Genomic DNA, 18533 nt, shown 5'->3' on the forward strand with positions numbered 1-18533 from the left:
TGAATTGCCCGTCAACCCCTTGGAATCAATCCGAGAAATTTCAGGCTCGGTGGGTGAAATGACGTTCGAAGGCGGGTGAAGTGACGTGGCAAGGTGTGTGAAATGACGTTGTAGCCACTTCGGTGTTTGATGTGACGATGCGCAGCTACAAGTGGGTGAAATGACGTTTCGGGTGGGAGAAGTGACGAAACGATTGACACAGTGTCTGAAATGACGTTTGATGAAGAATGACCGATTCTTCTTCCGCCGCGATCGAACCTCAGGCGCTCTTGCCAGAGCGGCACCCGATTGGGGACTTCTTCATTTGCGATGTCGTTGATGCCGCGCCCAAGGGTGATATGGCCGGGATGGAGCATCCGATCTTTAGCCTGTCCACCAAACCGGATCACAAGTTCCGCCGCTACGATCACAATGGCGATTGGCTGGAAGTCCGTCCCGGCGCCGAAGGCCTTGCCACGGTCTTCGACCGTGACATCTTAATCTTCGCGATCAGCCAACTCGTTGCCGCGATGAACGAGGGCAGGGAGGTTCACTCGGTGCTCCGCTTCCAGGCCATTGAACTATTGACGGCCACCAACCGTGAGACGTCCGGCCGCGGGTACGACCTACTCAAGTCGGCACTCGAACGATTAGTCGGAACCCGGATCACCACGAACATCTTGACGGGCGAAAAGGAGATCACCCGCGGCTTCGGATTGATCGAGCATTACGAGATTGTTCGCGAAGGCCGCGACGGCCGGATGCAAGAGATCGAAATCAAGGTCAGCGACTGGGTGTATCAGGCCGTCAAATCCAAAGAGGTACTCACGCTTCATCGTGATTTCTTCAGGCTCAGACGTCCTTTGGAACGTCGCATCTACGAACTCGCCCGGAAGCATTGCGGCCGCAAGTCCCAGTGGCGGATTGGCCTCGACCTTCTGCGAAAGAAGACCGGATCCAACAGCACACGCAAAGAATTCAAACGCGCGCTCAAAAAAGTGGTCGAGCGTGACCAGGTGGCCAACCACATGCCCGACTACGCGGTCACGCTGGAGGAGGGCGACCGCGACATTGTCGTGTTTACAAACCGTGGAACGATTCCCTCGAGTACCGGGGGGCAGTCGAAAAATGATCCCATTCGCAAGCTGAAAGACGACGTGTACCACGAGGCGAGACTGGCCGCGCCCGGCTGGGACGTGCGCGAGCTCGAAAATCAGTGGCGGGACTGGATCTCACTCTCAGGTGCCGAACCGCCTCGCCACCCAGAGGCGGCTTTTCTGGGCTTCTGCCGAAAGTGGTTTCAGCGGAAGGGCATGCCGTAAAGGAAGAAGTTACACTTACTTGCGAGCTCAAATCCATGGAGCGCAGTGCCGTCAAAGATAACGCGTCGAGCGACGAATACTGGCGCTGAATCGGGAAAACTCGCTTCATTGGGGGCGATGCTGCCCGATTTTGAAATTTGATTCAACCACGGACGCCAGACCATTGATCGCAAAACCAAGTCAGGGATGGTAACCTTTCGCAGTGGAATGTTCCAAGAATAACGTGTTCTCGTTTGTTTCAGGAGTCCCTTTTCAACTGCCCTAGTCAATGTTCGCTCGGTAGACATTGCGTCTGATTTGGATGTCTCACTTAGCTTTTCAGTCTCTTTCCTGAACGAGTTTAAGATGCCATTTTCATCATTTGATTTCAATCGTCGCGTTGCTCTCAAAACCGGAGTTGCTGCTTTCTTTGACCCGTCGCAGACGGGACATTTATGGGCAATCGAACCTTTTGGTGGCATCGACCGCGGTTTCTTATACACCCGATATTCCCGGCGTTGTCGCAAAGATTTCATAAGCACTGATGACTTGACGAAGGGTGGGGAATTCGATTTTTCAGGAGTCCATAAGCACGTCTGGTTCGGTCAAGCAGCAGATTTCCGTGGAACGGACACTGTCGCGAATTCGGTCGCCGATCAATGCATGCAAATCATTTTCGAGGGGAAGTCGCCCCGGAGAATTCGAGAGTACTTAGTGCAAGCATGTCGCTCTTACTTCGCTTCCGCATCACTAAAACGAGAATCGCTCGCCATCGTCATGGTCAATGTCGGACATCTTCGCTACGCCCGTTCTTTCGCAAAGTACGGTCTCAAATACACGAAGGCTTTAGACTATGTGGACGTCGTCACCAACCCACGGCAACTGCACGTAGCACAGTTGCCGGTGCCCACTCTGACCAACCCTCTTACCAGCTTGGATCGCCCCTTTCCGTGGCAGTTCGCAAATTGCCATGACGATCCAGACGCGAGGCTCTGGACTCGCGAAATTTCGAAATATTTTACACAGCATGGTGTGGATGACTACTTCCCTGAATCCATGTTCCAGGTTGGCCCCGGGCGAGCAACTTTCCAGGAATATGAAAGTGTTCAAGACAATCACGAGGGTTACTTCGAAAACACTCGCCCCCTACGGGAACAGACTGATGGTCTCGGCTTTACCGATACAATCGGCATTAACCTCATCCGCATCAGCCACGAGGACAGGATTCCAGTCGTTCATCATCTTATTTTCAACCTGAACGGTGGCATACTTCGGGGAAAGCAAATAAGAGGCGTTGAAAACCGTCCGGACCAGATCCTTAATTATGAGTACAGCGAGACTACGCTCCACCGCTTCATGATGATTTACGAAGACATGTTTGAGTTGATCCGTTCTACTATCAGTCATCGTGCCATTTAATGCCTGACGATTGTGAGAACGAGGAGGCGGCTGTACGAATCAATCCGGCCCAGGATCAACGGTCAATTGAAACCAACGATCAAGGCACCACGTCGCTGCCTCCGGTCGAAGTCGCTATTGAGTTGAGTGTCGCACCGCTTCACGGTCGCTTCTTCGTCAAGCAGCCAGTCGATGCCCCACTAGGCGATAACGCCGTTGGCTTCCAAAAAAAGCTTGAGTCTGTGGGACATGAACTCGTTCAGAAGTGCGCTTGTGAAACGACGTATTTGTTAGTCGCGTCTAGACTGCGCGGTTTCTCGGCGAACGCTCTTTCGTTTGCATTTTCAAAAGATGTGCTTTTTCTAGATTCCGGAAGGCCCCGTGCTTTCCGAAATTTGTCTCTGGTTACGCGCAAGGCAGTCTCCGAAGCCATTGCACTGTTCGCGGTCAAGAATGCACGCTCGATTGAGAACGGTGATTCGACGCTTTTGTCAGTACCGCCTTACGGCTCTGTCGCTGTTCAACTATCTACCGATTCACTTTTGAACGCTCAGTCACAAACAGTCGATTGGGCTAAACAGGACGAATTGCACTGGACCGACGATGATGATCCGCTTGAAAAATCAGCGTGCAAATCTCTCTTTCAAGACCTAGCTTGGTACCCAGAACGTGCGCCGGCACAACACTGGAAAGCGTTTGACGATTTCGTCCGAGCTTATCGCTCCGATCCGAAATTTGACGAACCCGAGCGACATGATATAGGGTCGGCAGGCGATGCAGAACAACCGGATGAGCCGGAGGGGGGAGAGAAGCGGCATCGTAGACAGGATGCCAAGGTGCCAAAGGATGGAGTACCCAAAAAAGACCGTAAGCGGTCAAAGCCCCGACAGTCTAAGTCGCAAAAGTCGAAGGTGGAAGGAGCTGTTCCGGTCATCGACACCGCCCCGATGGATTGGCCCGCGGTCAAGCACGCGATCGCGACTCTACCAGCAGAGCACATTGATGAAGCCGAAGCGATTCTCGCCAAAAGAAAAGCGGACGCTGAAAGCGATGCCAAACTAAGTGTCGTGTTCGACATGGCCAGGCGATTATTCCCCGATCTGGCGAAGCAGGAAACCATTACGGATCAGGACCTGACCGATCAGTTTGCAGCGGCTTCACTGTGCAGCCCAGCAGATTTCACGGGCAAAGCGAAAAAGCAGCGCTACGTCGATTTGGTTCGGGCTTACCGTGATGCCGATCGCAAAGTCGAGCTTGACGGCACCGAGGTAAGGTTGGGACTGAAAACACCTTACAAGGCGAAGGACATAGCATTCGCGACAATGCTACCGCTTGGCAAGCCAAAAGAAGTGCAAACCTTCTGGTCGCCACCCCCAATTAAATTTGTTGGTGATTCGCGTTGACATGAATAACCAATCCGCTAGAGTGTATCTGTCGATCGGATTGATCGATCTCAAAGCCGCTGCGATCACGGCAACACTTTGAGAGACGGCAAGAGGCCCCAACTCGAACACATACAGCCACCAGGGGAGGCTGACCATGTTGCGGTGGGGATCATGTGGAGACGAAATCCGTCAGAGCGAAGACCATGTCATCAACGGGCAACTGCTCGAACACCAAGCTCATAGCGATTGGGAGTTCGCTGCCGTAAGCCAGGAGCTACAGCTTTGGTTGCCTCGCATCGTGGACCGCTTCAACTTGAAGATCGGTGATCCGGCACTTTGCTTTCTAAAGCTGCGTGGGGCGTGTGGTCATTACCGTTTGAGCCGCAATGGTTTTGGTTTAAACCATGAAATCGCGATCGACATCAATCACCTCAATCGCGGCTTGCAATCGCCCGAGGGGTGGATCGAGGTATTGCGTACCCTTGCACACGAATGCATCCATCACTGGGAACACGTTCAGTGCGGCCGCAATAAAGGCGGACGCTATCACACGGTCGTTTTTCGCAAGAAAGCTGAGCAAATGGGCTTGCTTGTCGATGAGCGTGGCTACTCCTTGGGGATCATCCCAGACAGCCCGTTCGTTGCTCTACTAGAGGAATACGGCGTATCAGTGCCTCAGCTCGCACCGATACTAAACACACCGGCGAAGACGGCACCGACGAAGCTCAAGCTTTGGGAGTGCAAATGTGCTTTGCCGTTTAAACTGCGAATCGCACGCTCGAACCCTCGCGTCCGCTGCGAGTACTGCGGCAGGCTCTTTGAAGAACGAGGTGCGTGATGACATACGTCACTAGCTGTCGCGACTGCGATCGGCCGCCACCGATCAGCATCACTCGGAATGGCACGGGCTAGACCCGCCAGCCTCATTCCTATTGCCCTGTTCCTATTTCAAATCGGTACTTGAACCGACTCGCTAGCGATATGCCCTTGCTGAAAGTCACATAACGATCATGAACAATAAACAGAACCACAGCATCGCATGGAATGCGTTGCTAATCAGCGTCATCACTACGATCGCCGGTTGTCCAGATCCACAAGCCGCGAGAAAGCAACAAGAAGCCGAAGCCCGGCATCGACGTGAGTTGCAAATGACGCAGCAAACGGCCTCGGCGACCGCGACCACGCAAACACTTCTCTCTCAGCAGTCCGTCGTTCAAGCGGCGCGGCAAGAAGGCTTCCAAGCCGGCGAGGCGAGCGGACGTAACGCCGCGATGGAGGATGTTAATGAGCAAAAAGAGATTGCCCGCAAGCTGGGGCACCAAACCGGGATGATCGAAGGTGAACTGAAAGGACATCAGGCAGGCTTCAAACAGGGCGAAGCAACCGGCTACGCCAAGGCCGCCGCCGACGAGTTTCGAAAAGGGCAGGAGCAGGGGGCTATCTATGGGGAAATAAAAGGTCGCAGCGAAGCAGAGAAAGAGGCGGCTCAGAAGATCGAGCTGGCCGAGGAGATGGGCGAAGCGAGAGGCCTGAAGATCGGAAAGGTTGAAGGTTTCGAGGCGGGAAAGGAACAACAACGCCGGGAAAGCTTTTGGAAGATTGCTTCGGTGGTCGTTTGCGTGTCGTGTTCTTTCGTTGCGGTTCTGTTCTTCGTTCTCGTTCATCGCGAACCTGGATCGGCACTTGTGATCCAAAGACAAAACACTCTCCTCCGCCTGCAGGAGCAAGAGCGTGAGGAACGTTTGCTAGCGTTACTCGAACGTGCGGTCATCCCCCGCATATCTCAAGTCGACAAACAAACTGACGCTCCGATCGAGACGGTGGAGGTGGCAAAATGAGCGCTCCGCGTACACCCCCTCATCAAGATCCAGGACGGTTGCTCGACGTTAATACGACAAGCGGCGCGAGCAAGTGGATTCTTGTCGCTGCCTTATACGCCGTCTTCGGCATCGTTGGAATATTGACTGGATATACCAGTACCGCGATGAATGCTTACTTGATCTTCGTGGCGGTCGGCGGCGTCCTGAAAGTTTGGACGTGGTTGTCGAGGCTTCGTCATCACATTGGACGATCTGAGCAAGTGCTTTGGCTCTGCGCGAAGATGAATGTGCACGAAATTGTCGCTCACGACGAAATTGATAATCCCATCGCACTGCAAGCCATCAAGACGCTCGCATTGAAGTCAATCCGCGGACGCGAGACGGGCCATCAAAGCATTCTAAACAGCTTGGAGGGGTCACTTACACGTGAACTTCATCCGCTGACCTTGATTGCAAGCACGTTGCCATCGATGGGTCTCGTTGGAACCTGCATCGGCATGATCGGAATGCTCAACGCGATTGGGATTGGTGCGGCGGATGTCACCGATGTTCAGGCGGTAGGGACGGCGATCGGCGAATCCCTGCCGTCCATGGCTGTCGCCATTTCGACAACGTTGACCGCCGCATTCTTTGGTTCCGTGTTGTTGTTCGGTTTGATCAGCGTTGCGCAGGCAAGGGTCGATCAGTTCATTGATGAGCTCGATGCTCAGCTCGACATGTTCCCACTACGGAATGAAGGAGAGAACGATGCGTAGTAGAGAAAAACGTAAACGCATGCAGAATGACGCAACGGGGTTTGGCGACCTCATGATGAATTGCGTGCTCATCTTTTTGTTGCTCCTGTTCATCTTTATGGTGAATCAGGGTGTGCGAGCGATGGCGACCAAGGTCGATCAAGAGCTTTTGCAAAACCTGATGGTTATGCAACAAGCGAGCCTCGATGACGCAGCCAGTCGAGCTGCCCAGATGTCGAGTCAACGAGATGGCGAACGCGAACGCACGGCAGCGGAATTGTTGGCCATGTTGGAGTCACTGCAAGCGGCCGAGGATGCTCAACAGCAGACGAATGACGCTCTGGCAAACAGCGAGAGCCAACTTCGCGATAAGGACAAAGAAATCAATGAGCTCCAGAGCATCATTTCCAAGGCTAGAGCGGCGAAATCTTTGCGTATTGACATCTGCTTGGATTGCACCGGTTCAATGAGTGAAGCAATTTTGAGTTTGCAGTCCACGATTGCTTCGTTGATGCGAACGCTGCCTCACGTCCTCAGTGAAGTGTCGATCGGCATTGTGGCATACCGCGATCTCAAACTAGTCGAATTGCCAATCGAACCAGTTCTTCCGGACAAAGACGATAACGGCGTCTCGATCAAACGCGTGCAAAATCTAGTTGATCGCCTCGATGCAGCTGGGGGAACGGCGAACATTGAGGCAGCAGTCCGATCGTCCATGACGAGGATGCGGGCATTCCCAGACGCGCCACGAGAATGTCTTGTCGTCATCGGGGATGTCTCAACCCACGAAGTGTCCGGCAAAGATCAAGTCGTCGAGGACACGCTGCTCGACGATGTTCGGACGTGGGCGCGAGAGTCCGGAAAGCACCGACGGGTCGTGGCGCTCTATACCGGATCTGCTGGCACCGCCGACGAGAGTTTCTTTCAACAACTCGGTCAATCCAACGAGCATTCTACTTTCTCGACTCAGGATTCCCAGCTCTTCGAGTTGATTCTCAAAGCAGCCTTCGCCGGGGGAGACGATCAACCATGATCACTCGCGACGATGAATTGTACTCGGTGAATTTTTCGACCCGCGGACGTCCCGCCGGGCAGGCTCCTTCTGCTCGTCCTCACGATCAAGCACGCGCGCCGACGACATCGGCATGTGACGAAACGCCTGAGACCAACGACCAACCGAACATTCGAGTTGAAAACGTGTTTTGGACCATTGTCTTTGTTGGACTTAGCGCCGGTTTGTTCGGGTGCTTCTGCACTTTCTAGTTATTGAATTGGGATCGAATGATGAAAGACCTTTGTAAACAACTTTGCGCACGGATCGACGCGGAGATGCTTTCGAGTCGTTTGATTGACTCGCTCTGTCGCGTCGGCGACGACGAACTGAGGGAGTGCCTGGCTCGGGCTACGCCGCACCAACAACAAATAATCGCGGTTCGGGCGGTTGACTGCATCCGTCACTTGAAAGCGCAATCCATGTTGATAATCGGCATGATGATTCACGTTTTCATATTGGCGACGCCAGACATGGCACGCGGCGACCAGATCGAAGAGATGTATGAAGAAACGGGTGTGAGTCGTAGCCAGCAATACCGCTGCCGAAATGCTTTCCTCAGGTTTGGTCGAACGCTGCTCACCAATCCTAGGCTCGCCGCACTTTTCGTCGCCGAAGCCATCAAACTACTCAGCGAACCGAAGGTTCCTGAAGCAGCGAGCTATGAAGCGATCAAGCGTGCTCACAATGGTGAGATCATCACGATCAAAGTCGCCGAATCCATTATCAAGGCTCACTCGCCTTCTACCAAGTTCAATCCTGAAAGGATCGAAGCGTCGGGCCGGTCTGACGTCTCAGACGTTAGCGTAGGAACGGCGAATGATGTTAAGTCAGGACCAGCCGCTCCAACTCGTACCTGTTCAGGCCGCGGCCAGATCGACGCCGAGGCGATGAAGGGCATTGCTAAGCGACATGCCCAGCTCGAACGGCAAAAGATGCTCAAGGCGGATGGCATGGGCAAGTGCGTTCACCATGACAACGCCGTGCAAGTGTTTATTCGCTCGGTCAAGCAGGAAGGGGATCCAACCCCTGAAGAGATCCTTTACGGACTGCAGCAGGCCTACGAAAGACTGCGAATGAAGCACCCCGTGCTCGCCATCGTGGCGGGCGGCCTCGAAACCTCCCACCTAGGAGCGTAGACCCTTGTTAGATCGAAATTTTGTCAGCGATGACATTGACACGTTCGATGATGCCCTGCCGCGTGACGATGGGAACGAAGATGTGATCGCCATGCCCAAGCCGATCAAAAAGAAAAAGCCAGCCGGCGAAGTTGTCAAATTCTATTTGGTCAATGCCATCGTCATCCCGTCGTTTGGCACGCTGGGAATTTCCATCGCGGCGCAGGGCATTCGGGAACTACTGCCCATCATGCGAACGCGACTGCACCGGGCAGTTCCTGGCGCCGAATTTTTACGGGACTATCAAAGCATCGAGAATCTGGATTTGAGCCATGTCGCCAGTTGCCTTTTGTTTCTCGCCGTGACCGTCATTTGGATACGTGTCATTAGCGAATTCAAAGGTGTTGGGCCGGTGATGGGCTATCGCAAGACGCGTCCGTTCGCCTTTGGTTTTTATGCCATTGTCGCGAGCACGATTTTGATCGCCGACGCCTTCGTGTTCTTTATCGCCCTAGCGGCCCGCAACAATGGCTGGAGCGATGCACCGGCCTACGTTCCAGTTGTCTGCACCTGCATGTACGCCGCCGGCATCGCAGCATTTGCTGCGTTCCATCAGTCCTATTACCACCCCGATCACGTTTAATTCAAAGGAGATCCCGATGCGATCGACCCACCCGATGTCAATGTTCATCATCTTACCAGCCATCTTCGCGAGCTTGTTGGGCGCGAGCGGCTGCGTCAAGAAAACCGAATCGGCTTCTCGTCCAATGTTCGCACCGAAACCGTTGGAAGCCTGTTTGGTCATTTCCATCGATTTGAGCGGAAGCTTTTCCCAAGACTTCGGCGAGCGAGCCTATCCGATGGTACTCGGTTTGATCGAGTCGTTCGGCGAGCAAACCATCGGAGGTGACTGCAAGATTGTTTTGTCGCAAATGAGCGGTCACGCTCAAGTGGTCCTTTTCGAGGGAAGTCCAGAAGAACTGCGGCACCGTTTCAAATCACCCGAAGCGATGGCGGCGTTTCTAAAAGATAGTTCGGTGCCCAATCAGTCCCCGGTCTACATCGCCACGCGCAAGACCATCGACTACGTCAACACGATGCCGGACGTGACTGAGAAAACGCGGACGCTCACCGTGTTGCTGAGTGATTTGGTCGAATCCGAAACGGATCAACCGACAAAATCCAAAGAGGGGTATCGGATGCTCGAGTCCTTAACCCGTTACCGCGAACACGGCGGCAACCTGGCGCTGTACTACGTCGCACAGGACGAAGTCTGGCGATGGAAGGAAATCATCGAACGCGCCGGGTTCGAGCCCGGTCAATTCGTCATCAACAATGACCTGACCTCGAGGCCAGAGCTTCCTGAGTTTTATTAGGACGCGGTTTACTTGGCCGTGTCGGTACTCGTCCTCGTCGGCCGAGGGAACGTCTCGGTCGATCGACAACGTGCCGATTTTCTCCGTGACATACTCAATTCACTCAAGGCACTCTGATGATGAGACGAATGGTTGATCCAGGACTGCCAACCTCGCCGGCGCTCTACTTTGACGCTGAACGAGGAGAGGCTTACGTGTCGACCCGAGTGGTGGATTGGCGAGCAGTTGAACGCGGCTATCAATTGACACGATTGGTCCTTCCTCTGATGCACCTTGGCGTCTTGTTTTGGGTTTGGAACGCCTTGCCATCGGCCAGAGGATTGACCGGAGAAGATGTCATTGTGTGGGGCGCAATTGGTCTTTTCGGATACATGATTGTCTCGCTCGTGACCTCACCGCTAATCTGGTATTTCATGCCGCGTTGCTTTTCGGGACTCTTCTTTTCAAAACGGCTGACGTTCCTCTTTACCAGCAATGCCATTGGCTTTCGCTCTTGGTTTTACTCCAACGGTGTCCGAATCACACGTCGTTTTCGCGGTCGACCGACTCAGATCAAGATCGCCATCCGGTCTGATCTCGAAGCCGAAAGTTACTCCGAATATGTCTCGACGACGCGGCCCGGTGGGCAGCCTCGCATCTGGCCGAAGTGTCATTTCCGTCATGCCCGAAAGCTGGAATTTGTAATCGTCGGCGGATCGGGCAATACGCCGCAACTGCATCCTTCTGGCCCCCACCGCCTAAGAACACTACCGGTCGCGACACTCCCGCTCACACAAGGTGAGTCTTTGACGGTGGTCCTAAACGCGGCGATCTCACTCACACAGCCGGAAACAGATGCCGGCCGACACTTCCTAGGAAACATCGCGATGGACCTCGATCTTTCTCAGATGAGCAGGAGATGAGCATGCTTCTCACGGTCAAAGAAGTTTCTCAACGACTGAAGATCAGCGCCAGCTTGGCCTATTCCTTGATCGCGAAGGGGGACCTTCCATCCTACCAAATCGGATCTTGCCGGCGGGTTAGCGAAGAAGATCTCGATCGGTTCTTGGATGAACGCCGCCATGAACCCACGCAGTTACCCAGCCGCCAACACCGTCACTTTTAGCTTTCCTACAGCCGGAGAAACTTGATGAGCCATCGCAAACGCTGCAAGATCCCACGGATTGCACGCATCTTCGCAAGAAGGGCCCAACGGCCACGTGTCAATTTGAAAGAAGCGTTCAAACGATCGCATCATGTGCCGAAGATCCACGCCAGCTTTGCGACGGTCGTGCGTGATCGCTTGAAGCAAACGCTATCCGAACGGCACTTGACGCTCACACCGTCCGGGTCCCGAGCCGTACGCGGTGCAGCGCGACGCAGCGTCGCTAAACGGAACGTTGATATCCGCAAACTTCCCAACACTCGGCCCGCACGGGAGCGGCCAATACGCAAGCAATTTGAACGCACCGCCGGAAGGAGAAACAAAGGCTCTGCCGGCCGAAGTCATTGAGTACCTGCAAATGCAGGGAGGCATCCGGAATCAAAGAGCGAAGTCCTCTTCAACACATCACGTCAAACTTAAAGCTTGCGCGGCATTGCGCAAGTTTGCTAGGGTTGATCATGTATTGGACAGAAAAGAAAACCGAGTTCTGGTTGACCCACAAAAGCCGAACCCTGACCGACCGACTTGGGAACGCAATCGTTGTCGAGCAATCGCTGTTGTTCTGGGGACAGTACGACTTCCTGGTCGAGGGTGGTCACTTCACCGCGGCACAGCTGATCGAGTTCGGGCACGACACCGTCAAAGAATTTTCACTGCCATTCACGCTTGGTCTCCAAGATGCGGTGGCACATCTTTTCATCGCTTTCAGCGAGGACGAGGAAAGCAGGGACCAGTGAACCCATACGCGAGTTCTGCCGCGACCGAGAAGGCCACTCGAAAAGATTTGGCAGAGGTTGCGAGTGAGTATGCTTGGCTGATCATTGTGATTGGCTGGGTGGCCGGACTGCTCATCCTGGATGCATCGGATGACAATGGCTTTCAGCTTTGGCAAGAGCATTGCCCAATCATGATCCGTCCTCTGCAGTCGCCACAAAGTGTGCTGATCGGCTACTTGCTTCTTTTCTGTTCGTCTTGGATCGCGTTTCTTTTTATTGGCGTGAGCTTCATCTGTGCAGTCTTCTTCTGCGTAGCGAAGGTGGCTGTCGGAACGTTCGTCCTGACCCGCTGGCTCACTCGAAACCTGATTTTCAGCTCATCGTTCATTAATAAGGCCAATCAACGGGACAACGTGTGACGTCCCAAGCGATCTTTGATGAATTCGCTTTTGTCGTAAAAGCATCGCTGCAATACCATTGGCCGATAGCCGGGTCGAAGGACCAACTGCCGCAACTTGGGATCGTCCCGAGCAAAGAACATCTCGATCTCATTGGGAGTCATCAGCGGCTTGTTTCCAATCGCCCACGAAGTCCCCGTGGCGGCGTCTTGCATAACCTGCTCTCGACTGGGTTGATGACTCGATGGCGTGGACGTCAGGGCTTCGCCCAATCGTTTGCTGATGTAGGTCAGTGAAGCCTCGTCGAATCCAGCAAAGGTTTGAAACGTTCCCGCATTGCCCAGGAATGTCTGCCATGACTTTGGATACAGGGCTTGAATCTGCGAAATGTCCTGCAGGATGATCGCCAGCTTCACGCCCAAACCAGCAAACTGTGCGATTGCGATCTCGATGCATTCCAGACGCCCAAGACTGTGGAATTCATCCAAGTAAAAAACGGTCTGGTTGCCCGTGGCTACCGTCTCGGCCTCACAAGCGGAAAGGCAAGTTTGAACAACCAAACGCTTGAATCCTTTCATCGCCTTGTCTCGCATCGCCGGGATCGAAACGTAAAGCGTGAGCGAACCATTCTTCAACTGCCGCGGATTGACCGACGGTCCTCGCAGCACGTTTCGAACCGCTTCAATGCCGATGAATGACAAATGACGCCGCGTCCCCGAAACCATGCTCGAAAACTCATCGCCAGTTCTCGAATAGAACGCGTTTGCCCCGGCGCGAACATAGCCTCCGCCTGCATCGGATTCGAGCATCTCAGTTTCCAGTGCGTACGCATGCGGATCGTTGGGATCTGGCTTGGTCGCCGATGCCATCAGTTCCCAAACCGTGACAAGGTCACGCTGCCCCTCGTAATTCGGATGCGTTGCAACGTGGACACAAAGACAAGCAATGAAGTCCTTGGCACCCGCATCCCAGTGAGGATCTTTCGCTGATTCATTCTCAATCACCAGTGCTTCACTGATCTGCATCGCATCCGCGGTCAGAACCTGGCGATCGGAACGCAACAACTCCTCGATGACGTTGAAGCCGATCCGATAACGGCTTGTACCAGACCCGGAGCACCCGAACGGATCGATCACACCAACGTCTTGCCCGAGTACTTCCGCTCGATAGCCCGCAGTCTCAGCCGCCAAGTCGCCTTTGGGGTCGAGAACCAGATTGGAGGTCGACTTCGGAGCCAGGAAGAGATTGTTGTTGAGAAACGCACGTCCCTTTCCGCCGCGGCTGCCGGCCAAAAGGAAGTGATGGCGGTCGTCGGCCACACCGATCGGAACACCACCATGAACCCACCGCGGTATCCTGCCATCCGCTTGTCGTTTGCCGGTGACAACTTGACCACCAACCACCCCCAAAAACAACTTCGATTCGTGGTTGTGCTTCACGTCCATTCGCATCGACGGGGTCGAAGCAACATACGCAGGATGCTCGAAGTAATTGCTCGGCGGCTGCCCGACGTGTTTCGCAAATTGGCCACGCGGCAGGTCTTCGAGCAGTTCTCCAAAACGCTCGAACTCGCGTTGCGCACTCTTTGACATTAACGATCCCAAGAACAAGTGGCGGCTTTCTCAACGACGAAAAGCGATTGTACCGTGGATTGCGTTTGGCAACTCGGGAGCTCGCGATCATGACGGAATCCAATTTGACTTACCTCGGTGACCGTCACCTCTCTCGGGATACGATTGCAGTTGGTCAGAGCAACATTGCAAGCGAATGGGAGATCACGGTGATCGGTTGTGACCTCGAGCTTCTTCGAAGTTGAATGAGTACCGCCTTAGCACAACCATACTGCAGCAACTACACAAGCAACCAATCGTTCACGCCGCAGGCTTCGACGACGGCGACATATTCATCTTCTTTGAACGTCTGCTTGTGGAGCTTGTTGAAGAATTCGACGCAACGCTCCACCTGAGTTGAGACCGGTGGTCGAAGTCAGACGTTTCCATCTTGAACTCGCAGCGAAATGGAAATTGCATTTGCGTGCTGGTCCATTCCGAGATACAGCTGGCAGGGGTTCTTTGAGAGGGAATCGCTTACGGTTTCAGTCCGTTGAAGAGCGGTGACGAGAAATCAGCATCTGCGTCCGAACGCGTTTGCATTTTCTGAATGACGATTCACCTGCGAAAACTTGCTGAAGTAAATCGAAAGAAAAGCCTCGAGGCAGCTGCAGCGGGCCGTTGGTTTTGGTTCAATGGGGGGGCGCGAGGGCACTGCTGGATGGCAAGTCCGTTTGCCGCAGCGATAGTGGGCCATTTCTCCCTTGTACAACAGGTTAACGTAGATGTCGCACGGTTGGCTTCAGTCGCGTCTGGTTACTCGCTTGCAGTATTTCGCGGCGATCATGCTTGCTTTCATACCCGCTAGCAGAGAGGCTTTCGCCCAGCAGCAGGTCAGCCGTTCGAAAGTGTTCCAGTTGAAGGACCTTGATAACAACGATTCTCTTGACAAAGAGGAGTTTTCGGGTGGTTCGATTGGCAAAATGCGTGAAAGGAGTGACTCCGAGTTTGAGCGAAAAGACCTGAACGGAGATGCGAAATTAACCGTTGACGAGTTCTTAGCAGCGGCAAATTGGACGGAAGAAGAGCGACAGGTGATGCGCCGTGAGGACTTTAAACGGGAAGACAAGGACGAAGATGGGGAACTTAGCCGAGAGCAATTTATCGGCAACAAAGAGGGAGTGAATAAGCGATATGCAGAAGAGATGTTCGCGGTGCTGGATCGCGACAAGGATGGCTCGCTCAACGAAGGTGAGTACGCAGATCGTGCGAACCTGTGGGACTTTCCTCGTATTCAGTTTCAATATCGTGATTCTAATCGAGATGGGGAGTTATCGCTGGAAGAGTTCATTGTCAAAGACATCGGGAAGTCTTGGGAGAGCTCACGCAGAAGTCAGTTCTCGGTGTTCGATGTAGATCGCAATCGAAAATTATCCATTGATGAGTTCGATAAACTTGAGACGGAAGCCACGCGCCGACGCGTCTTGAGTAAACTTCCAAAAGAGCAACGTCTCCTCGCAACCTACGACCTCGACCGCGACAACCTGGTGACGGCGCGTGAGCTCACAGTCGTGCTGGCTGGCGAAGGCAAAACGCCGGAGCATGCTGAGCAACTATTTAGCATTCTTGACGGTGATGGCGACAAGCAACTTGAACAGACAGAGATCAATCGCCTGAGTGAGAAAACACCTCAAATCGAGTTTGCGATTCGGGACGTCGATGGCAGTGGAACCTTGACGCTCGCAGAACAGATCGGCGACAGCCGCGGCAAACCACATGAGAAATGGAGGCGATTGCACTTCGATAGCAGAGACACCGATTACGATGGCGTGTTGTCGATGAACGAATATTCCATACCCGATGGTGACCGGCGGATGCTCTTCGTTCAACGAGACGCAAATAAAGATGGCGAGTTGACATTGGAAGAACAACTTGCCGGTGTTGTGGGCACTCAGTACGAAGAATGGCGGCGACTGAACTTTCGCGGGCACGACCTGGATCGCGACGGGATCACAACACGTGAAGAGTTCATTATCGACGATAAAGACCCTCGCATCGATTTTTCCCGGCGAGACGCCGATGGCGATGGGATCGTGACGCTTGACGAGCACGTCGCTAAGAACCTCGGCAATCCTGGCGAGAAGTGGGATCGCATCTTTTTCCGCTCACACGACTTTGACGATAGCGGAACGTTGTCGTTGGATGAATTCTCCGTTTCAAAGGATGACATTCGAGTTAAGTTTGGGGAGAAAGACGAAGACGGCGATGGATCGCTCAGCCAAGCGGAGTTTCTGGCCAACGCGATTGGCAAGAAGTGGGAGCCGCACGCTCGGCGGACGTTCCAATTGCACGATCAAGATGAAAATGGCTCGCTGTCTTTAAATGAGTTTACAGCGACTGACGAGGAGGCGGCCGAAGAACGACGTATTCGTGGCCTGCCGCCGGAAGAACGTGGCTTTGCAAGGCTGGACAAATCACGGGATTCACGGCTTAGCGAGGACGAGTTCGCGTCGCGTCATGGCGAGTCATCGTTCGTTCAGACCCAGGAGAAACGTTACTTTCGCGTGCTGGATCGGGATCGAAACGGCAGCTTGGATCTAAATGAATTTCTTTCTAAGGACGAGCCGATCCCGCAGGTGATATTTGCCAAACGTGACGCGGATGGCGACGCAATGCTTACCTTCGAGGAATACGCACGCTGGATTCCGCCGCAAGCTCAGCAGGGCGAACAAGTGGTCTTCGATGACTATGACCAAGACAAAGATGCGGCGTTATCGCCAGAGGAGTTTATCCGGCTGGAGAACGGTCGATCCGGTCGCGAGCGTTGGGCGTGGATCGCCGGATTGATCGGTTCGCCGATGAACTGGCTGACGGTCGTCATCGTCATCTTCGATGTCCTGCTAGTGTTCCTGATAGGACGTGCGGTGATTCGCCGGTTGCATGGAAAGAACAAACAGCCAGCCGCGACCGATGTCGCCTCGGAGTCGTGAGATGCTACGTCGCGGTGTTGGGCTGACCGAGGTGTTCTTTCTATGCGGTGCGGCCTGTTTGGTGGTCGGCCTCTTCTTGCCGCAATTATTGAGCGTGCGTGAGTCGGCCAGAAATTGGGGTTGCCAGAACAATCTGCGTCAAATCGGTGTGGCAATGGACGCCTATCACGAAAGACACCTATCGATGCCGAGCGGTTATGCTCCATCGGGCTACACCATTGACTCCGACGGAGCGGAAACGTGGGGATGGAATGAACCATCGTACGCCTGGTCAGCCCTGTTGTTGTCCGATCTAGGGCATCCGGAATTACATGAGTCACTGCAGATTGATAGCGGCGACTTGCCGGTGGCGATTCGTGATCCGGCAAGAGCGAACATGCTGCGTTTCCACGTCGGCGAGTTTCGCTGCGCCAGCGACCGCCTGGGCGAAGCGATGGATTCCGCGCCATTGCCGCGATATCAGCGATCGCTCGATCGAGGTTCCGGTAGTGTGTATGCCGGCGCGTCCAGCTACGTTGGAAGTGCTGGTTACTTTGAACTGCAGCACCCGTTCTATTTGGCTCCGCCGAACCAATGGTCCAAGCAATTCCAGAAAGCCACCGGACGGAACAACGGTCTGTTCTATCCGGCCAGCCGAGTTCATCGACGCCAGATCGTCGACGGAGTGAGCCAAACGATCGCGGTGGGAGAGCGAGCGTGGTATCAGGGTGGCGCAAGCTGGGTTGGGACCGCCAACATTCGAGGCGTTGGCGTCGGAGACGGCGGGATGTGCCTGGGGCGAGTCTGGTGGCGGATCAACGAATTGCCCCAGTCGACCACGTCCGAGATGACAGGCCAGCCCCCGACATTAGTGACTCGCCAGAACGGGCTGACCGTGAGCCGGCCACACACGGCGAGGAACGGCTTTGGTAGCTACCACCTCGGCGGCGGAGCAAACTTCTTGATGGCCGATGGAAGCGTTCGATTTATCGACGACCAAATTGATTTCCACAACACCATTCCAGCCGAAGGAGCCAATCCTCTCGACCCAATTCCTAACATCGACAAACTCGGACTATTTCAGAAGCTTGGTATTCGTAACGACAGCTTGCAGACGAGCGAGCCAGCATCAGGAGCCGGCCCATGAAGCGGTGGAAACGCAACGCAATCATTGCCGGTGTCGTGATCTACGCGTTGGGACTTGCCAGTTGGCTGACGCAAGATCGCATCGTTCGTTTCTTGGATGAACGCAAGCTAGACGATCGCGGATTTGTTCGTCGAGTGTTGATTGACGACAACGGGACCGAGCATCGGTACATCGTCTTCGTTCCGCACGTCGATCCGCCACCGGACTGCGATGGCTATCCGGTCTTCTTCTTCCTTAACGGCCATGGAGAAAACGGCGAGGATGGACTGCTGCAAATTTCGAACAACTTCGGCCGACCGGTTTGGGAAATGCAGCGGGACTTTCCGTTTCTGGCGGTCGCTCCGCAGTGTGCCGAAGGCGGTTCATGGTCGCGTGAGCCCGATCCATCGATTGCGCTCGAAGTTCTAAATACCGTGCTGAGTGATTACCAATGCGATGACGACCGAG

At 54.1% G+C, this 18533-nt stretch carries 17 protein-coding genes; 16 read left to right on the forward strand and 1 reads right to left on the reverse strand.

Annotation, left to right across the window (positions count from 1 at the left end):
- Window positions 1-227: 227 nt before the first annotated feature.
- The 14 genes from UH5x_RS24235 to UH5x_RS24300 all read left to right on the forward strand — a co-directional run bounded on the left by UH5x_RS24235 (window position 228) and on the right by UH5x_RS24300 (window position 12441).
- Window positions 228-1301 carry a replication initiator protein A gene (locus tag UH5x_RS24235; protein WP_047816363.1) on the forward strand — a complete coding sequence of 358 codons (1074 nt, stop codon included), beginning with the start codon at window positions 228-230 and terminating at the stop codon, window positions 1299-1301.
- 345 nt (window positions 1302-1646) lie between these two features.
- The gene (locus UH5x_RS24240; protein ID WP_047816362.1) at window positions 1647-2699 is read left to right on the forward strand and encodes a hypothetical protein; all 1053 of its coding nucleotides are present in this window, start codon (window positions 1647-1649) and stop codon (window positions 2697-2699) included.
- Window positions 2699-4081 carry a hypothetical protein gene (locus UH5x_RS24245; protein ID WP_047816361.1) on the forward strand — a complete coding sequence of 461 codons (1383 nt, stop codon included), beginning with the start codon at window positions 2699-2701 and terminating at the stop codon, window positions 4079-4081. Before UH5x_RS24240 ends, UH5x_RS24245 begins: the two co-directional genes overlap by 1 nt.
- Window positions 4082-4361: 280 nt before the next feature.
- Window positions 4362-4901 (forward strand): SprT family zinc-dependent metalloprotease, encoded by a 540-nt coding sequence (locus UH5x_RS24250; RefSeq protein WP_160311479.1) that lies wholly within the window; start codon window positions 4362-4364, stop codon window positions 4899-4901.
- Window positions 4902-5073: 172 nt separating this feature from the next.
- Window positions 5074-5901 carry a FliH/SctL family protein gene (locus tag UH5x_RS24255; RefSeq protein WP_047816359.1) on the forward strand — a complete coding sequence of 276 codons (828 nt, stop codon included), beginning with the start codon at window positions 5074-5076 and terminating at the stop codon, window positions 5899-5901.
- A complete protein-coding gene (locus tag UH5x_RS24260) occupies window positions 5898-6638 on the forward strand; it encodes a MotA/TolQ/ExbB proton channel family protein (protein ID WP_083435101.1) in 741 nt (246 codons plus the stop codon). Before UH5x_RS24255 ends, UH5x_RS24260 begins: the two co-directional genes overlap by 4 nt.
- A complete protein-coding gene (locus tag UH5x_RS24265) occupies window positions 6631-7650 on the forward strand; it encodes a vWA domain-containing protein (RefSeq protein WP_150122661.1) in 1020 nt (339 codons plus the stop codon). Before UH5x_RS24260 ends, UH5x_RS24265 begins: the two co-directional genes overlap by 8 nt.
- 248 nt (window positions 7651-7898) lie before the next feature.
- Window positions 7899-8807 (forward strand): hypothetical protein, encoded by a 909-nt coding sequence (locus tag UH5x_RS24270; protein ID WP_047816355.1) that lies wholly within the window; start codon window positions 7899-7901, stop codon window positions 8805-8807.
- 82 nt (window positions 8808-8889) lie between these two features.
- On the forward strand, window positions 8890-9429 hold the full coding sequence (locus UH5x_RS24275; RefSeq protein ID WP_150122660.1) for a hypothetical protein: 540 nt from the start codon (window positions 8890-8892) through the stop codon (window positions 9427-9429).
- A 34-nt stretch (window positions 9430-9463) separates the two neighbouring features.
- Window positions 9464-10162: a hypothetical protein gene (locus UH5x_RS24280; protein ID WP_236696540.1), complete on the forward strand. Its 699-nt coding sequence runs from the start codon at window positions 9464-9466 to the stop codon at window positions 10160-10162.
- 128 nt (window positions 10163-10290) lie between these two features.
- Complete coding sequence (locus UH5x_RS24285; protein WP_047816352.1) at window positions 10291-11064, forward strand: hypothetical protein; 774 nt, start codon at window positions 10291-10293, stop codon at window positions 11062-11064.
- Complete coding sequence (locus UH5x_RS24290; protein WP_083435100.1) at window positions 11061-11267, forward strand: helix-turn-helix domain-containing protein; 207 nt, start codon at window positions 11061-11063, stop codon at window positions 11265-11267. The genes UH5x_RS24285 and UH5x_RS24290 overlap by 4 nt, the downstream gene beginning before the upstream one ends.
- 497 nt (window positions 11268-11764) lie before the next feature.
- The gene (locus tag UH5x_RS24295) at window positions 11765-12043 is read left to right on the forward strand and encodes a hypothetical protein (RefSeq protein WP_047816350.1); all 279 of its coding nucleotides are present in this window, start codon (window positions 11765-11767) and stop codon (window positions 12041-12043) included.
- A 47-nt stretch (window positions 12044-12090) separates the two neighbouring features.
- Window positions 12091-12441, forward strand: coding sequence for a hypothetical protein (locus UH5x_RS24300; protein WP_150122659.1), 351 nt, complete (start codon window positions 12091-12093; stop codon window positions 12439-12441).
- Here UH5x_RS24300 and UH5x_RS24305 read toward each other — a convergent pair.
- Window positions 12423-14012: a type IV secretory system conjugative DNA transfer family protein gene (locus tag UH5x_RS24305; protein WP_047816348.1), complete on the reverse strand. Its 1590-nt coding sequence runs from the start codon at window positions 14010-14012 to the stop codon at window positions 12423-12425. The genes UH5x_RS24300 and UH5x_RS24305 overlap by 19 nt on opposite strands.
- 743 nt (window positions 14013-14755) lie before the next feature.
- On the opposite strand from UH5x_RS24305, the gene UH5x_RS24310 reads away from it, so the two are divergent.
- Both UH5x_RS24310 and UH5x_RS24315 read left to right on the forward strand, forming a co-directional pair.
- Complete coding sequence (locus UH5x_RS24310) at window positions 14756-16960, forward strand: EF-hand domain-containing protein (RefSeq protein ID WP_047816347.1); 2205 nt, start codon at window positions 14756-14758, stop codon at window positions 16958-16960.
- 1 nt (window position 16961) lies between these two features.
- A complete protein-coding gene (locus UH5x_RS24315) occupies window positions 16962-18086 on the forward strand; it encodes a DUF1559 domain-containing protein (RefSeq protein WP_160311477.1) in 1125 nt (374 codons plus the stop codon).
- The last annotated feature ends 447 nt before the right edge of the window (window positions 18087-18533 follow it).

This window comes from Rhodopirellula sp. UH5, from assembly GCF_056839225.1.

What these genes read in the sequence shown, in the direction of transcription:
- UH5x_RS24235 (WP_047816363.1), top strand. Translation starts at nt 228, where the DNA reads ATGACCGATTCTTCTTCCGCCGCGATCGAACCTCAGGCGCTCTTGCCA.
- UH5x_RS24240 (WP_047816362.1), top strand. Translation starts at nt 1,647, where the DNA reads ATGCCATTTTCATCATTTGATTTCAATCGTCGCGTTGCTCTCAAAACC.
- UH5x_RS24245 (WP_047816361.1), top strand. Translation starts at nt 2,699, where the DNA reads ATGCCTGACGATTGTGAGAACGAGGAGGCGGCTGTACGAATCAATCCG.
- UH5x_RS24255 (WP_047816359.1), top strand. Translation starts at nt 5,074, where the DNA reads ATGAACAATAAACAGAACCACAGCATCGCATGGAATGCGTTGCTAATC.
- UH5x_RS24260 (WP_083435101.1), top strand. Translation starts at nt 5,898, where the DNA reads ATGAGCGCTCCGCGTACACCCCCTCATCAAGATCCAGGACGGTTGCTC.
- UH5x_RS24265 (WP_150122661.1), top strand. Translation starts at nt 6,631, where the DNA reads ATGCGTAGTAGAGAAAAACGTAAACGCATGCAGAATGACGCAACGGGG.
- UH5x_RS24270 (WP_047816355.1), top strand. Translation starts at nt 7,899, where the DNA reads ATGATGAAAGACCTTTGTAAACAACTTTGCGCACGGATCGACGCGGAG.
- UH5x_RS24280 (WP_236696540.1), top strand. Translation starts at nt 9,464, where the DNA reads ATGTCAATGTTCATCATCTTACCAGCCATCTTCGCGAGCTTGTTGGGC.
- UH5x_RS24285 (WP_047816352.1), top strand. Translation starts at nt 10,291, where the DNA reads ATGGTTGATCCAGGACTGCCAACCTCGCCGGCGCTCTACTTTGACGCT.
- UH5x_RS24290 (WP_083435100.1), top strand. Translation starts at nt 11,061, where the DNA reads ATGAGCATGCTTCTCACGGTCAAAGAAGTTTCTCAACGACTGAAGATC.
- UH5x_RS24295 (WP_047816350.1), top strand. Translation starts at nt 11,765, where the DNA reads ATGTATTGGACAGAAAAGAAAACCGAGTTCTGGTTGACCCACAAAAGC.
- UH5x_RS24305 (WP_047816348.1), bottom strand. Translation starts at nt 14,012, where the DNA reads ATGTCAAAGAGTGCGCAACGCGAGTTCGAGCGTTTTGGAGAACTGCTC.
- UH5x_RS24310 (WP_047816347.1), top strand. Translation starts at nt 14,756, where the DNA reads ATGTCGCACGGTTGGCTTCAGTCGCGTCTGGTTACTCGCTTGCAGTAT.
- UH5x_RS24315 (WP_160311477.1), top strand. Translation starts at nt 16,962, where the DNA reads ATGCTACGTCGCGGTGTTGGGCTGACCGAGGTGTTCTTTCTATGCGGT.